This window comes from Aquimarina atlantica (assembly GCF_000626715.1).
Classification (GTDB): Bacteria; Bacteroidota; Bacteroidia; order Flavobacteriales; family Flavobacteriaceae; genus Aquimarina; species Aquimarina atlantica.
This window is the reverse complement of the sequence record NZ_AQRA01000002.1, coordinates 410,483-423,353: the sequence shown is the minus strand read 5'-3', so window position 1 is coordinate 423,353 and position 12,871 is coordinate 410,483. Positions and strand designations below refer to the sequence as shown.

Below are 12,871 nucleotides of genomic sequence, written 5' to 3'. Positions count from 1 at the left end.
TATGCGTGTAGTATATAGTGTTCTAATTTTATGTATTGTTTTGACTTCTTGTGCAACTTCTCATAAGAATACACTTAACAGTATGGATATAGAAGACGTTCGGGACAGAATAGCTATTCTTAAAAGAGAAATCATTAGTAAATCAGATTTTCAAGATGCAGAATTTTTGCTATTTAATGTTAACGGATTTACCCAGTCGAGAGGTACAACAATTCCCGGATCATCATCCTGGGATTACCAAGTTGCTATTAAAGTAGAACCATCAGAGATTAAGAATTGGATAGTAGATTTTATAAAAGTTGATGCAAAAGAATACCCTATAGATTGGGCAATTAATTTAATTGCTCATAGAAGTCAAAATTGGCAGATAAAATCTAAACCACAAGTCTATAAAAGAGAAAATAGTAATACAATTGCGATTGTATATCAAAAAGAAGGAATACTATTTAAACGTATAATAGGAGAGTGATTACGAATTAAATTAAGAACCAGATGTATCATAAATTAGTTGCTATAGTAATTTTTGTTCTTCTTTTTTTTAGTACTGGTTATGCACAAAAAAAAGAAGCAAATACACCAATATATTCGTTAGACACCCTTAAAGTGGGATATACATATTGGTGGCCACAATCAGGTCCTTTTATTGGTCATTGTGGTGATACATATGCATTAGTTTTTTTAGGAACTATACGACATATTGATGATCCGGTTGAGAATGATGATATGCTCTATACTTCTCAACGAGGAATTATTGATATCGATGAGGTATTAACCTCAAAGATCCTTAAAAAAAACAGGTATGATAAACAAAAGTTCTTTGTTTCAGATTACTTCTATGAGCAAGATGTAAAAGAAGGAGATCGGGTACTTGTTTTTTGTTATGAATATGAGGATAATTATAGTATTCCGGGAGGAAAGTCGATGTTAAAAATAAAAGGAAATGATGACCCCATTTTAAAGTCTATAAAAAGATATATCCTATCTGGTCAAAATGCATTAGAGCTCAAAAAAGATATGACTTTGTGGAAAGAACATGGTTTAGAGGCAGAGGTAAAACAAGTTATCGAATGTAAAGAGATGAGAGACAAATAGTAAAGAATGTAAGAGTTTTTACTACATCAATTACCATACATTATATTTCAATATAAATTTTCCAATCATACAGAAAAACCATCGTGTTTAAGAGACAGCTGTTTTCATTTCGGAAACACAAGGGAAACCTCTTAAAAAATGTCCGAATTCTTTGAAATTCAAACTTTTCGGATATTTTATTTTTTCACTCATACTAGGTTTGTCATAATCAATATTAAAACATACTAAAATGAAGGCAATGACAAGTATAGTAAGAGGCATAATAATGCTATTTTTATCGGTAATAATTTTTTCATGTTCTGATGGGGAAGATGGCGCAATAGGGCCGGCAGGGCAAAATGGTATAGATGGTATTAATGGGCAGGATGGCCAAGATGGTACCGATGGTCAACCGGGAACTGCTAATGTGATATATTCTGACTGGATACCCACTGGTTTTGAAAATTTTATTAATAATAGTAATGCTGATTTTACTATTAATGCACCAGATATGACAGATGCCATTATAGAATCGGGAGCTATTTTGGTATATGGTAAAAACATAGGAAATTTAAACGATGAAGATACCTATGCAATTCCTGTGGTTCTTACCAATACACATTTTTTTACGGCAGAAGCGGCAGGACAGTTAGAGTTACGAATCAGGTCTCTTGATGGTGATATTATTGGAGATCCTTTTTTCGAAGAATACAGATATATACTTATTCCCGGAGGAATACCTGTTAACCAAAGTGTAGGAACAAAATCAGCAAAGGATTATGCAACGATGTCATATCGAGAAGCTATATCTTTATTTAATATCCCAGAATAATCTTTATAACCAATCATTAATTTAGATTACATATAGCGAATAATATATAAAAAGTATTATTCGCTATTTTTTTGATCAATGTACAACAGGTATTTAGCTTCATAAATACAGTGAAACCCCTTAAAAAGTGTCCGGATTCTTTGAAATTCAAACTTTTCGGATAGTACATATTCATACCCATATTAGGTTTGTGCCATTAACTTTTAAAAAATTATAAAAATGAAAGCAATAACAAATGTAGTAAAGGGAATGATGATAGTGATGGTATCACTATTGATCTTTTCGTGTTCTGATGGAGAAGATGGAGCAATTGGGCCTGCAGGTCAGGATGGAGTTAACGGGGTTGATGGCACTAGTGGAGCAGACGGTAATGATGGGGCCGACGGTGCCGATGGGCAAGATGGAGCAGATGGGCAACCGGGAACTGCTAATGTAATTTATTCAGACTGGATTGCAAGGGATTTTGAAACTAATGTGGCGGCTGAAACTAACGAACAACTTCTTACAACCTTTGATCTTAATGAATTTAATTTGAATGAAGATGTAGTATTAGTCTACGGACGACGTGAAGTAAATATCTTAGTTTCTGAAATCAAACAACTTCCTTTTATACATGCTTCTCAAAGTGAATTTTACAGTTTTGAAGTTGCAAATTTTGTTGGAGGAAGTTCACTAAGAATTGAAGTAGCTACATTAGATGGGTCGACTAATATATTCACCTTTTTTGATGATTTTAGATATGTAATTATTCCTGGGGGAGTTGCAGCACCCACAAATACAAATTCAGCCACAAAATCAGCGATAGACTATACCAAGATGTCGTATGAAGAAATTATAACGTTGTTTAATATCCCAGAATAATCTCTATACCCAATTGTTAATTTGGATTATGTATAGTGAGCAATGCAAAGGGCATTGCTCACTATTTTTTTGTTAAATATATACGCCCGAAAAGTTAAATGATGTATCCCAATGATGAGATCATCTATAATTTGCTGTCCTGTTTTTTTAATCTAAATTAGTAGTTCTAAATTCTTTTTTTATGACGCTTACTATGAGTATTCCGGCCTTGTTGTTTCCTGCAATATCATTAACTATGCTCGCCTATAATGCCAGGTATTTAGCTATTGCAGCATTGATACGGCAATTACATGAGGAATATTTGACTTCGCGATCAAAAAACACGGTATTGCAAATCAAAAACTTAAGAAAGCGATTATGGTTGATTAGGAATATGCAAGCTATCGCTATTGCTAGTTTTCTCACCAGTGTGATTACCATGTTTTTATTATATGTAGAAAAGATATCCTGGGCTAATATTGTATTTGGGATTAGTCTTTTTTTACTTATGATTTCACTTTTTTTATCATTTATAGAAGTTCAGATCTCTACCAAGGCACTAGCTATTAGGCTTAATAGAATCGAAGAGAATACCTAAGAAATCCTTATCTTGTTATGATAAATACTACTGAATGCTTCAAAATGAACTTTTTAATAATGTAATTCAAGATTTCAATGCTGGATATTGGGAGCTATATGATGGTCCAGAAAGAGAGGTTTGGTCAGAAAAGTTTTATGATAGTTTAGGGTATACAAAAAATGAACTAGAGCCAAAAATAGACTATTTTTTAGAACACCTGATACATCAGGAAGATGTTGAGTTATTCAGGGATAATTTTTTTAGCTATCGACGTAATGCTATAAATTTTAAACAGCATATAAAAATCCTCGATAAAAAAGGAAACTATAAACTATTTAGATGTGCAACTAATGATGAATTACCGGTAAATATAAAATCTAAGATTAGCCTTGTCTTTTTCATTGAAATCAAACTAGAGCCAGAGCAGGATATTACAAAAGATAATTTCTACTATAAAGAAACTGCTCAAATGACAGCTACCGGGAGTTGGTATGTAGATTTTCAGGAAAGGAAAAGTTTCTGGGATTTTGAAACCAGAAGAATTTTAGAATATGCCGACGACTATATTCCTTCACTTAAAGATTCTGCCAACTACTATGCAGAAGATTCAAGGCAACAGGCGGCAGATTTATTTTTTAATTGTGCCATGGTAGGTACTCCTTTTAATACCGAAATTAAAATGGTAACGGCCAACAAAAGAGAATTTTGGGTGCGAGCCATAGGAAAGCCTGTATATAATGAAAATAAAGAAATAATTGGGATTAGAGGTGTTTTTCAGGATATAGATGAAATCAAAAAAAAAGAATTAAGTCTGCAAAAATCGATTGATATTATAGCATCTCAGAACTCTAGATTATTCAATTTTGCTCATATCGTATCTCATAACCTTAGATCTCATACCAGCAATCTATCTTTATTAGTACAGTTGATCGAAGATATAGATGATCCTAAGGAAAAGATTGGGTTGGTTAAAGAAATTAAACAAATATCATATAGTTTAAATACAACCATCGAGCATCTTAATGAGATTGTAGCCATACATACAAATAAGGATCAGGAAAAAAAACCAGTCAAATTTCAGGATGCTTTTAATTTGGTTGCAAGTGGAATCGGGCAAATGATTTCTATGAGCAAAACCAAAATCAAGACTGATTTTAAAGAATTAAATACAATTAATTATATTCCTGCATATTTAGAAAGCATCCTGTTAAATTTAATAACGAATGCTATAAAATATAAGCACGAGAATAGAGATCCGGTAATAAAAATCAAAAGCTATTCTAAAGGTAGCAAGGCATACTTAAAGGTTACAGATAATGGCAGGGGAATTGATATGAAACTATTTAAAGATAAAATATTTGGCATGTATAAAACATTTCATTACAATAAGGATGCAGTAGGAATAGGACTGTTTTTAACAAAAAACCAGGTAGAATCACTCGATGGAAAAATTACTGTAGAAAGTGAAGTAGATAAAGGAACAACTTTTATAATTGAATTTTAATAATAAAAACCCCTCATAAATCATGAGTCATAAAATAGGATTAGCTTGTATTATTGACGACGACAATATGTATGTAAATCTTGTAAAAAGGATTGTAGAAGCAAAAAACCTTTGTAATAACCTAATGGTATTTCAAAATGGTAAGGATGCTCTTAATTATTTTGAGGCTATTTTGACTAATTTAAATAAAAAGACAATTCCCGAAATCATATTTCTTGACTTAAACATGCCAGTAATGGATGGATGGGAATTTTTGGATAACTTCACTAAAATCAAAAATAAACTCGGAAAAACAATCACACTATACATTGTAAGCTCCTCAATTAATCCGGTAGATATAGAGAGGGCAAAAAGTATTAATACGGTAAAGGATTATCTTATAAAACCAGTTACGATAGAGGACTTAGAAGCTATCTTTTTAAAGAAAACTTTATAGCAAAAAGCTTCTCATATAGAGAAGCTTTTTGCTACAATATTGTATTACAAGAATTCTTTAGATTTGCGAAACCCTAAGTGTGTTTACCATTCCTTTTGCAGTAATTGGCATTGCAGCCAAATTGATTAACATATCTCCTTGTTCTACAAATTTACGGTCTAATGCAATTTTATTAATATCCTCGACAGTTTCATCGGTACTTACGAACTTATCATAATAAAAAGCTTTTACTCCCCATAAGAGGCTAAGCTGAGATAAGATTCTATGATTACTGGTAAAGACCAGGATATGAGCATCGGGCCTCCATGCAGAAATTTGAAATGCCGTATAGCCACTATTGGTAAGAGTACAGATAGCTTTGGCATCAATATCATTTGCCATGTGTGCAGCATGGTAACAAATAGATTTTGTAATAAATCTATTGGTTCGAATATGAGGAGGGTTCTGAGGAACCTTTATTAAATCAGAATGTTCTACGCTTTTTATAATGTTAGACATAGTTTCGATTACCTGCACAGGGTATTTTCCTACAGAAGTTTCACCAGATAGCATAACGGCATCGGCTCCATCCATTACAGAATTAGCGACATCATTTACTTCGGCACGTGTTGGTGTAAGACTATCGATCATTGTTTCCATCATTTGTGTAGCAATAATCACAGGTATTCTGGCAGTTTTAGCTTTAAGCACCAATTTTTTCTGAATTAGTGGTACCTCCTGGGCAGGAATTTCTACTCCGAGATCTCCTCTTGCTACCATCAAGCCATCACAGTATGCCACAATCTTATCAATATTTTCTACTCCTTCGGGTTTCTCTATTTTGGCAATAATCGGAATTTTGTGCTCGCTATGTTCTTTTATAAGATCTTGTAATTCTATCAAATCCTGAGCATGACGCACAAAAGATAACGCAATCCAATCCACCCCTTGTTCGCATGCAAAAATCGCATCCTTTACATCTTTTTCTGTTAGTGCGGGTAAAGAAATATTAGTATTAGGAAGATTTACTCCTTTTTTAGATTTTAGAGGCCCTCCTTGTATTACTTTGGTCTTAACTGTATCTTTTTTGTTAGAAGAGATAACTTCAAAAATTAATTTCCCATCATCTAATAGTATTCTTTCACCTGCTTTTACATCTTTTGGGAAACTTTCATAATTCATATAAACCTCTTTAGAAGTGCCTTCAAAAGGTTTACCAGTCACAAAATTGATCGTATCACCATCATTGACGATGATATCTCTTTTCATAACACCTACACGTAGCTTAGGACCCTGTAAATCTCCAAGTATAGATGCATTATAACCATATTCTGCACTTAGTTTTCGTATAATTTTTATACGCTCTTTGACATCATTATAATCAGCATGAGAGAAATTTATTCTGAAAACATTTACCCCTGCTTCCAACATTTTTTTTAATATCTCTTCACTACTTGTTGCGGGTCCAAGAGTAGCGACTATTTTAGTTCTTTTACGTTTTGGCATTATTCGAATATTAAGTTGTTCTTTGATTTAAGTGTAGCATATTCCAAAGGATATGCTGTTATAATTTGCGAAATGGTAAGCATGTCTATAAGCAAAGACTTACTTGAAAAATTTGATGCTTCGGTCTCAATTTTTAGAAAATAATCTACATTTTTTAATTCAGGAATTAAATATTTTGTAGTATATGTATTCTCTATAGTAGTAAATAGACCATCAGAAATCTGATTTTCTGATTTTATTTTGGATTGAAATTTATTTCCGATAAGACTATATGTACTATATTGAAAATGATCATCATACTGATATAATGGAAAATTTGCAGTAAGATCATTATACTCAAAATTAATATCTTCTTTTTTTCTATAGAGCTTTAAATTCAGGTTTTTATTCAATAAAAAGGCCAACCGATATGAAGCTAATGAACAATGAATGGCAATGAGTTCATAATCATCATCGGTAAAGGCATCTAATACTAACCGCTGAACAGCCACTTTGATTTTTTTTGTTTCCGATTCAACCCGAAATATACAAATAAATTCACCTAACAAGTTTAATTAAAAGATAAAGTTATTTTACGAAAACGATTGAGTTAGTATCTTTTAACTTTTAAAAAATATAGTTTTTCTGGGATGCCTATATTTTGATTAATTTAATAAGAAAGAATCTAATGGTATTTAGATATTTATTTTAGATTGAAATGCAAAATAAGCTCTTTTTGAAGCTTTTTCTTCTGCTTTCTTTTTTGAAGTAGCTCTTGCTTTTGCAACTACTTTATCATCTATCCAAAGTTTTACAGCAAAATGCTTCATTTCATCTTTACCAGTATCTTCATATACTTCGTAACTAAATACTTTTTTCTCTTTTTGACACCATTCTATCAATAAGCTTTTATAACTAATGATTTGCCCTTCGAGACTTTCGATATCAACATATGGATCGATTACAGCTTCTTTTATAAACCGTTCGCAATATACAAAACCACGATCCAGGTAAATAGCGCCTATTAGTGCTTCAAAAAGGTTTCCGTGTATATTTATTCCAAATTGAGATTTAGGAATATTGGTTCGAACCAGTTCAATTAGTTTAAGGTCTTTACCTAATTCGTTAAGATGTTTTCTACTTACTACTTTAGCCCTCATTTTGGTTAAATATCCTTCATTACCTTCTGGTACTTCTTTAAATAAGTGAGCTGCGATAACACTACTTAACATAGCATCACCTAGAAATTCTAACCTTTCAAAATTAACAGCATTTCCTTTTTTGTCCTTTAAATTTAATGACCTATGCGTAAATGCTTTTTCATAAGGTTCAATGTTTTTGGGCTTAAAATTTACTATTTTCTGAATTTTAGAAAAAAAATTCCCGTTCTTTTCAGAGCGGGAATTTAGTATGTTTCGAATAACATTCATTTATTCGTTCAATTTTTTAAATAACACACAAGCATTATGACCTCCGAAACCAAAAGTATTACTCATTGCATATGTGATGTCACGTTTTTGAGCTTTGTTTAATGTCAAATTCAATGAAGAATCTATGTTCTCATCCACTGTAGTGTGATTGATAGTAGGCGGTACTGTACTTTTTTGCATAGCCAAAATAGAAGCAATAGCCTCTATAGCTCCAGCTGCACCAAGTAAGTGTCCTGTCATAGATTTTGTTGAATTGATATTGATGTTAGATGCATGATCTCCAAAAACCTTAGTAATAGCTTTCAATTCTGCAACATCTCCTAATGGAGTGGATGTGCCATGAGTGTTTATAGCATCTACTTGTTCTGGAGCTACACCAGCATCTCTTAAACAATTAAGCATCACGCGTTCTACCCCTATTCCATCGGGATGCGGAGCTGTCATGTGATATGCATCACTAGACATTCCACCACCAACTACTTCAGCATAGATTTTAGCACCTCGTGCTTTTGCGTGTTCATATTCTTCAAGAATAAGAGCTCCACTACCTTCTCCCAGAACGAAACCATCTCTGGTTGCGTCAAATGGTCTGGAGGCAGTCTCAGGGCTTTCATTTCTTGTAGATAAAGCGTGCATCGCATTAAATCCTCCCATACCAGCTATAGTAACTGCAGCTTCACTTCCTCCTGTAATGATAATATCACAATGACCCAAACGGATATAGTTTAGTGCATCGATCATTGCATTTGCAGAAGAAGCGCAAGCAGAAACTGTGGTATAGTTAGGTCCCATAAAGCCATTTCGTATAGAAATATGACCAGGAGCAATATCGGCGATCATTTTTGGGATAAAGAAAGGATTGAAACGAGGTGTTCCATTTCCGTTGGCATAGCCAACTACTTCTTCCTGAAAAGTCTCTATTCCGCCAATTCCTGCACCCCAGATCACACCAACTCTAAATTTATCAACTTTTTCCAGGTCAATAGCAGCATCTTTTATAGCTTCTTCAGAAGATACAATAGCATACTGGGCGAATTTATCAAGTTTTCGTGCTTCTTTTCTATCAAAATAGTCTGTGGGAGAATAATTTTTGACTTCGCAAGCAAATTTAGTCTTGAAATTTTCGGTATCGAAATATGTAATAGGAGCGCAACCGCTTTTTCCATTTACTAATCCGTCCCAATATTCATCGATATTGTTACCTATAGGTGTTAATGCACCTAGTCCTGTGACTACAACTCGCTTAAGATTCATATTTTGTTGTGAAGTTATTACTTTGCGTCTTCAATATAAGATATTGCTTGACCTACTGTTGCAATGTTTTCAGCTTGATCGTCTGGAATCTGAATATCGAATTCTTTTTCGAATTCCATAATCAATTCTACAGTGTCTAATGAATCAGCGCCTAAATCGTTTGTGAAACTAGCTTCATTTACAACTTCGTTTTCGTCTACTCCTAATTTGTCAACGATTATCGCTTTTACTCTTGATGCAATGTCTGACATAATGTTTAATTTTAATTTTTTAATTAGGTGGCAAAAATAAAAAACTTTATTTTAAAACCCCACAATCCCATAAAAATGTATTTGTATTTTATCAAATATAGCGAAGTATTGCCTTTTTGCTACCTAAAATTGAATAATAATTATTTTTTTTGTGCTCTCTAATTAACAACTTTATCATACTATGAAGCGTATTATAATTTTTGCTTCCGGCTCAGGTACCAATGCCGAAAATATAATTAAGTACTTCCATGAGCGAAAAATTGCCGAGGTTACACATGTGTTCTCTAACAACCTGCGTGCCAAAGTGTTAAAAAGAGCTCATGCCTTGAAAGTAAAGGCGTTACACTTTGACAAAGAGTCATTTTATGACACAAATGAAGTACTTAATATCTTAAAAGATGCCAAACCTGACATCATTGTACTAGCTGGGTTCTTATGGATTTTTCCTAAAAAAATCATTGAATCTTTTCCTGATAAAGTGATAAATGTTCATCCTGCATTATTACCAAAATATGGTGGAAAAGGAATGTATGGCCATCATGTACATGAGGCTGTAGTAAGAAATAAAGAAAAAGAAAGCGGGATTACGATCCATTATGTAAACGAGCATTATGACGAAGGAGCGATTATTTTTCAGGCTAAAACATCAATTTCTGAAGAAGATTCTGCCGAAGATGTAGCACAGGCAATCCATCAATTAGAATATAAACATTTTCCAACCGTTATAGAAGAACTTCTGTTTGCTGAAAAAAAGTAGTTTGAAAATGTTACGACTAAAGTTGTTTAGTAAGAAAAGTAAGTATCATGTTGAATCTATCGAAATAAATTTGTAGGACAAAAGCATTTTAACAAGCTCAATGTGAATTCCAAAATATCGTTAATGATATCAAATGGAATAATAAGTAACGAGGAACAATCAACGAATAAAAATGGCTAAGAAAGAAAAATTTTATGTGGTTTGGGAAGGACACAGGCCAGGGATTTATACCAAGTGGGATGATTGTAAAGCGGCGGTTAAGGGATATCCCAATGCAAAGTATAAATCGTTTGATTCTTTTGATATTGCAAAAAAAGCATATAATGGGGATTATGAAGATTATAAAGGAAAAAGTAAACCCAAAAAAACACTTACTGCTGCACAGTTATCAAAAATTGGAGAACCTAATTTGTATTCAATAGCAGTAGATGCTGCTTCTAGTGGTAATCCTGGTAAGATGGAATATCGAGGAGTAGACACTCAAACCGAAAAACAACTTTTTCACCAGGGGCCTTTTAGACAAGGCACAAATAATATAGGAGAATTTTTGGCACTTGTACATGGTCTCGCGTATCTTAAAAAGAAAAATAGTGACCGTATTATTTATTCTGATTCTAAAATAGCGATAGGATGGGTAAAGCAAAAGACCTGTAAAACAAAACTACAACGAACTGCTAAAAACAAAGAAGTCTTTGATTTGGTAGATCGTGCTACGCAATGGCTCAAAGACAATACATATACAACTACAATTGTAAAATGGGAAACCAAAGCGTGGGGAGAAATACCTGCAGATTTTGGCAGAAAGTAGTTTTAAGACGTATTCTCTAGATAACAATGATGTATAATACAAAATGCTCCGGTGTTTTTCCGGAGCATTTTTATATAATAAGACTTTAATCTAATGTAGCAAATAAATTAGATTATTTGATTTCTTTTTTCTTAGTTACCACATGCACCAAGATTATTCCATCCGCTAGCTGTTCTTTGGTATAAAGTTCCGTTATAGGTTACTTTATCTCCAACAGAATAAGAAGTATTACTATTATATTCTGCTACACCAGCACAAATATCATTATTAGGAGTGCTATCACATGCACCAAGATTATTCCATCCGCTAGCTGTTCTTTGGTATAAAGTTCCTCTATACGTTACTTTATCTCCAACAGAATAAGAAGTATTACTATTATATTCTGCAACACCATCACAGTTACCACCACCAGTATTAGAACCAGGATAAATTCTTGCAATAAAAGATTTATCTGTAGCAGATAATTGAGTATTTCTTCCAACTGCAACACCATCTGTAGTGTGTTCTGCAGGAATAGGATAGTGCATTATTGATAATGGATCGTATGTACTATAGTTAGAAATATTTGCTTCATAACGTCTGAATAGATTATGATCTACTTGTGCTCTACTCCAGTTATTTGGCGGTCCAGCATAGTAAGCATAAACTGCTTCTTTATCCCAGTTAATTCCTGCTACAGGATTTTGATGTTCGTGAATTAAACCAAGAGCATGTCCGAATTCGTGAATTGTGGTTCTTCTAAACTCTGTATCAGAGGTATTATTATTAAACCATCCAAAATGCATACTATGTGCATGATCATTAGAATCGGTTCCTAAATAAGACCAAGATCCACCTTCGTTTGCAAATTGACCTTCTTTAAAACCAATTTTGATGTTTGCACTGCTGTTTGAAGATACCCATTCAAATTTAATGTTTGCATACTTTTCCCATTCTACAGCATATTGTCTTACTTTAGACTGTACAAAATTATTACCATTTAAAAATTTTACACGGATAGTCTGACCAGCTTGCCATTCCTTTGATTTAACACTGGCAGCTTTTGAGTTATTCTCGTTAGCATCCCATTTTTCGATACACACATGAGCTGCTTTTGCATCTGCATACTGATTAGTTTCAATAATGTCTTCAGAATCTTTTTCGCAATTGAAGAATAAAACCGACAGCGAAGTAGCTAAAACGAGTTTAGCTAAATTTAATTTTTTCATAATTAATTGAAAGTTTGAGTTTGTATTGGTGTAAAGAACGGTATTTTTTTAAGATTATTTTAGCATTTTTTAAATTTTTTTTTCAGAAATTATAGTTTTTTTGAAATTTTCACACCAAAAAGTTGCCATTTTCATAAATTATCGGGCGTAATTCAACATTATTTTCAATACATAAAATATAGAGTTAAAATTTTGATTTAGAGTGTGTTATTGTTAAAGTGGTAAAGCCTAAAGTTGTATGCCAATCAATAAAAAGAGTATTGTTTGTTTACTATTCTTAAATAAGTGATAAAATTTTAGGTGTTTTAACTTCGATCTATCAAATAGCGAATGATATTCTATAGAAAAATACTTGTAAATTCTAACAGAAAATAACCTTTTATTAATCTTCTTACTACTTAAAAGTAAAACGTATATTTGCAAAAAAAATATTACG

The 12,871-nt window shown here is 32.8% G+C and carries 15 protein-coding genes; 9 read left to right on the top strand and 6 right to left on the bottom strand.

Annotated features, from left to right (window positions below):
* The first annotated feature begins 1 nt into the window (after position 1).
* The 7 genes from ATO12_RS06345 to ATO12_RS06315 all read left to right on the top strand — a co-directional run bounded on the left by ATO12_RS06345 (position 2) and on the right by ATO12_RS06315 (position 5,263).
* Positions 2 to 469, top strand: a complete 468-nt coding sequence (locus ATO12_RS06345) for a hypothetical protein (RefSeq protein WP_034240248.1) — start codon at positions 2 to 4, stop codon at positions 467 to 469.
* 23 nt (positions 470 to 492) lie between these two features.
* Positions 493 to 1,092 (top strand): hypothetical protein, encoded by a 600-nt coding sequence (locus ATO12_RS06340; protein WP_034240245.1) that lies wholly within the window; start codon positions 493 to 495, stop codon positions 1,090 to 1,092.
* Positions 1,093 to 1,330: 238 nt separating this feature from the next.
* Positions 1,331 to 1,903: a collagen-like protein gene (locus tag ATO12_RS06335; RefSeq protein WP_131248781.1), complete on the top strand. Its 573-nt coding sequence runs from the start codon at positions 1,331 to 1,333 to the stop codon at positions 1,901 to 1,903.
* A 219-nt stretch (positions 1,904 to 2,122) separates the two neighbouring features.
* Positions 2,123 to 2,764 (top strand): collagen-like protein, encoded by a 642-nt coding sequence (locus tag ATO12_RS06330; protein WP_034240240.1) that lies wholly within the window; start codon positions 2,123 to 2,125, stop codon positions 2,762 to 2,764.
* A gap of 181 nt (positions 2,765 to 2,945) precedes the next feature.
* Complete coding sequence (locus tag ATO12_RS06325) at positions 2,946 to 3,341, top strand: DUF2721 domain-containing protein (protein WP_034240238.1); 396 nt, start codon at positions 2,946 to 2,948, stop codon at positions 3,339 to 3,341.
* A 34-nt stretch (positions 3,342 to 3,375) separates the two neighbouring features.
* On the top strand, positions 3,376 to 4,827 hold the full coding sequence (locus ATO12_RS06320; RefSeq protein WP_034240236.1) for a PAS domain-containing sensor histidine kinase: 1,452 nt from the start codon (positions 3,376 to 3,378) through the stop codon (positions 4,825 to 4,827).
* A gap of 22 nt (positions 4,828 to 4,849) precedes the next feature.
* On the top strand, positions 4,850 to 5,263 hold the full coding sequence (locus tag ATO12_RS06315) for a response regulator (protein ID WP_034240233.1): 414 nt from the start codon (positions 4,850 to 4,852) through the stop codon (positions 5,261 to 5,263).
* Between the two features lie 57 nt (positions 5,264 to 5,320).
* Here the strand turns inward: ATO12_RS06315 and pyk are convergent, their stop codons facing one another.
* The 5 genes from pyk to ATO12_RS06290 form a co-directional block, all read right to left on the bottom strand.
* Positions 5,321 to 6,748: a pyruvate kinase gene (pyk, locus tag ATO12_RS06310; protein WP_034240230.1), complete on the bottom strand. Its 1,428-nt coding sequence runs from the start codon at positions 6,746 to 6,748 to the stop codon at positions 5,321 to 5,323.
* Positions 6,748 to 7,239, bottom strand: a complete 492-nt coding sequence (locus ATO12_RS06305; protein WP_034240491.1) for an IPExxxVDY family protein — start codon at positions 7,237 to 7,239, stop codon at positions 6,748 to 6,750. Before ATO12_RS06305 ends, pyk begins: the two co-directional genes overlap by 1 nt.
* 183 nt (positions 7,240 to 7,422) lie before the next feature.
* On the bottom strand, positions 7,423 to 8,157 hold the full coding sequence (gene rnc / locus ATO12_RS06300; RefSeq protein ID WP_034240228.1) for a ribonuclease III: 735 nt from the start codon (positions 8,155 to 8,157) through the stop codon (positions 7,423 to 7,425).
* Positions 8,158 to 9,411, bottom strand: a complete 1,254-nt coding sequence (gene fabF / locus ATO12_RS06295) for a beta-ketoacyl-ACP synthase II (RefSeq protein ID WP_034240225.1) — start codon at positions 9,409 to 9,411, stop codon at positions 8,158 to 8,160. It lies immediately after the preceding gene.
* A 17-nt stretch (positions 9,412 to 9,428) separates the two neighbouring features.
* Positions 9,429 to 9,662, bottom strand: coding sequence for an acyl carrier protein (locus tag ATO12_RS06290; RefSeq protein WP_024768509.1), 234 nt, complete (start codon positions 9,660 to 9,662; stop codon positions 9,429 to 9,431).
* A gap of 181 nt (positions 9,663 to 9,843) precedes the next feature.
* Between ATO12_RS06290 and purN the strand changes: the two genes are divergently transcribed.
* Together purN and ATO12_RS06280 are read left to right on the top strand one after the other, a co-directional pair.
* The gene (gene purN / locus ATO12_RS06285; protein WP_034240222.1) at positions 9,844 to 10,419 is read left to right on the top strand and encodes a phosphoribosylglycinamide formyltransferase; all 576 of its coding nucleotides are present in this window, start codon (positions 9,844 to 9,846) and stop codon (positions 10,417 to 10,419) included.
* A 172-nt stretch (positions 10,420 to 10,591) separates the two neighbouring features.
* Entirely contained in the window at positions 10,592 to 11,227 is a 636-nt protein-coding gene (locus ATO12_RS06280) for a ribonuclease H1 domain-containing protein (RefSeq protein ID WP_034240214.1), read from the top strand.
* A 131-nt stretch (positions 11,228 to 11,358) separates the two neighbouring features.
* Here ATO12_RS06280 and ATO12_RS06275 read toward each other — a convergent pair whose 3' ends face one another.
* Positions 11,359 to 12,435, bottom strand: coding sequence for a carbohydrate-binding protein (locus ATO12_RS06275; RefSeq protein WP_051575647.1), 1,077 nt, complete (start codon positions 12,433 to 12,435; stop codon positions 11,359 to 11,361).
* Between the last annotated feature and the right edge of the window lie 436 nt (positions 12,436 to 12,871).

Bases quoted from the DNA above. Each gene is read 5' to 3' on its own strand.
- ATO12_RS06345 (WP_034240248.1), top strand. From the start codon at position 2: ATGCGTGTAGTATATAGTGTTCTAATTTTATGTATTGTTTTGACTTCT.
- ATO12_RS06340 (WP_034240245.1), top strand. From the start codon at position 493: ATGTATCATAAATTAGTTGCTATAGTAATTTTTGTTCTTCTTTTTTTT.
- ATO12_RS06335 (WP_131248781.1), top strand. From the start codon at position 1,331: ATGACAAGTATAGTAAGAGGCATAATAATGCTATTTTTATCGGTAATA.
- ATO12_RS06330 (WP_034240240.1), top strand. From the start codon at position 2,123: ATGAAAGCAATAACAAATGTAGTAAAGGGAATGATGATAGTGATGGTA.
- ATO12_RS06325 (WP_034240238.1), top strand. From the start codon at position 2,946: ATGACGCTTACTATGAGTATTCCGGCCTTGTTGTTTCCTGCAATATCA.
- ATO12_RS06320 (WP_034240236.1), top strand. From the start codon at position 3,376: ATGCTTCAAAATGAACTTTTTAATAATGTAATTCAAGATTTCAATGCT.
- ATO12_RS06315 (WP_034240233.1), top strand. From the start codon at position 4,850: ATGAGTCATAAAATAGGATTAGCTTGTATTATTGACGACGACAATATG.
- pyk (WP_034240230.1), bottom strand. From the start codon at position 6,748: ATGCCAAAACGTAAAAGAACTAAAATAGTCGCTACTCTTGGACCCGCA.
- rnc (WP_034240228.1), bottom strand. From the start codon at position 8,157: ATGAATGTTATTCGAAACATACTAAATTCCCGCTCTGAAAAGAACGGG.
- fabF (WP_034240225.1), bottom strand. From the start codon at position 9,411: ATGAATCTTAAGCGAGTTGTAGTCACAGGACTAGGTGCATTAACACCT.
- ATO12_RS06290 (WP_024768509.1), bottom strand. From the start codon at position 9,662: ATGTCAGACATTGCATCAAGAGTAAAAGCGATAATCGTTGACAAATTA.
- purN (WP_034240222.1), top strand. From the start codon at position 9,844: ATGAAGCGTATTATAATTTTTGCTTCCGGCTCAGGTACCAATGCCGAA.
- ATO12_RS06280 (WP_034240214.1), top strand. From the start codon at position 10,592: ATGGCTAAGAAAGAAAAATTTTATGTGGTTTGGGAAGGACACAGGCCA.
- ATO12_RS06275 (WP_051575647.1), bottom strand. From the start codon at position 12,435: ATGAAAAAATTAAATTTAGCTAAACTCGTTTTAGCTACTTCGCTGTCG.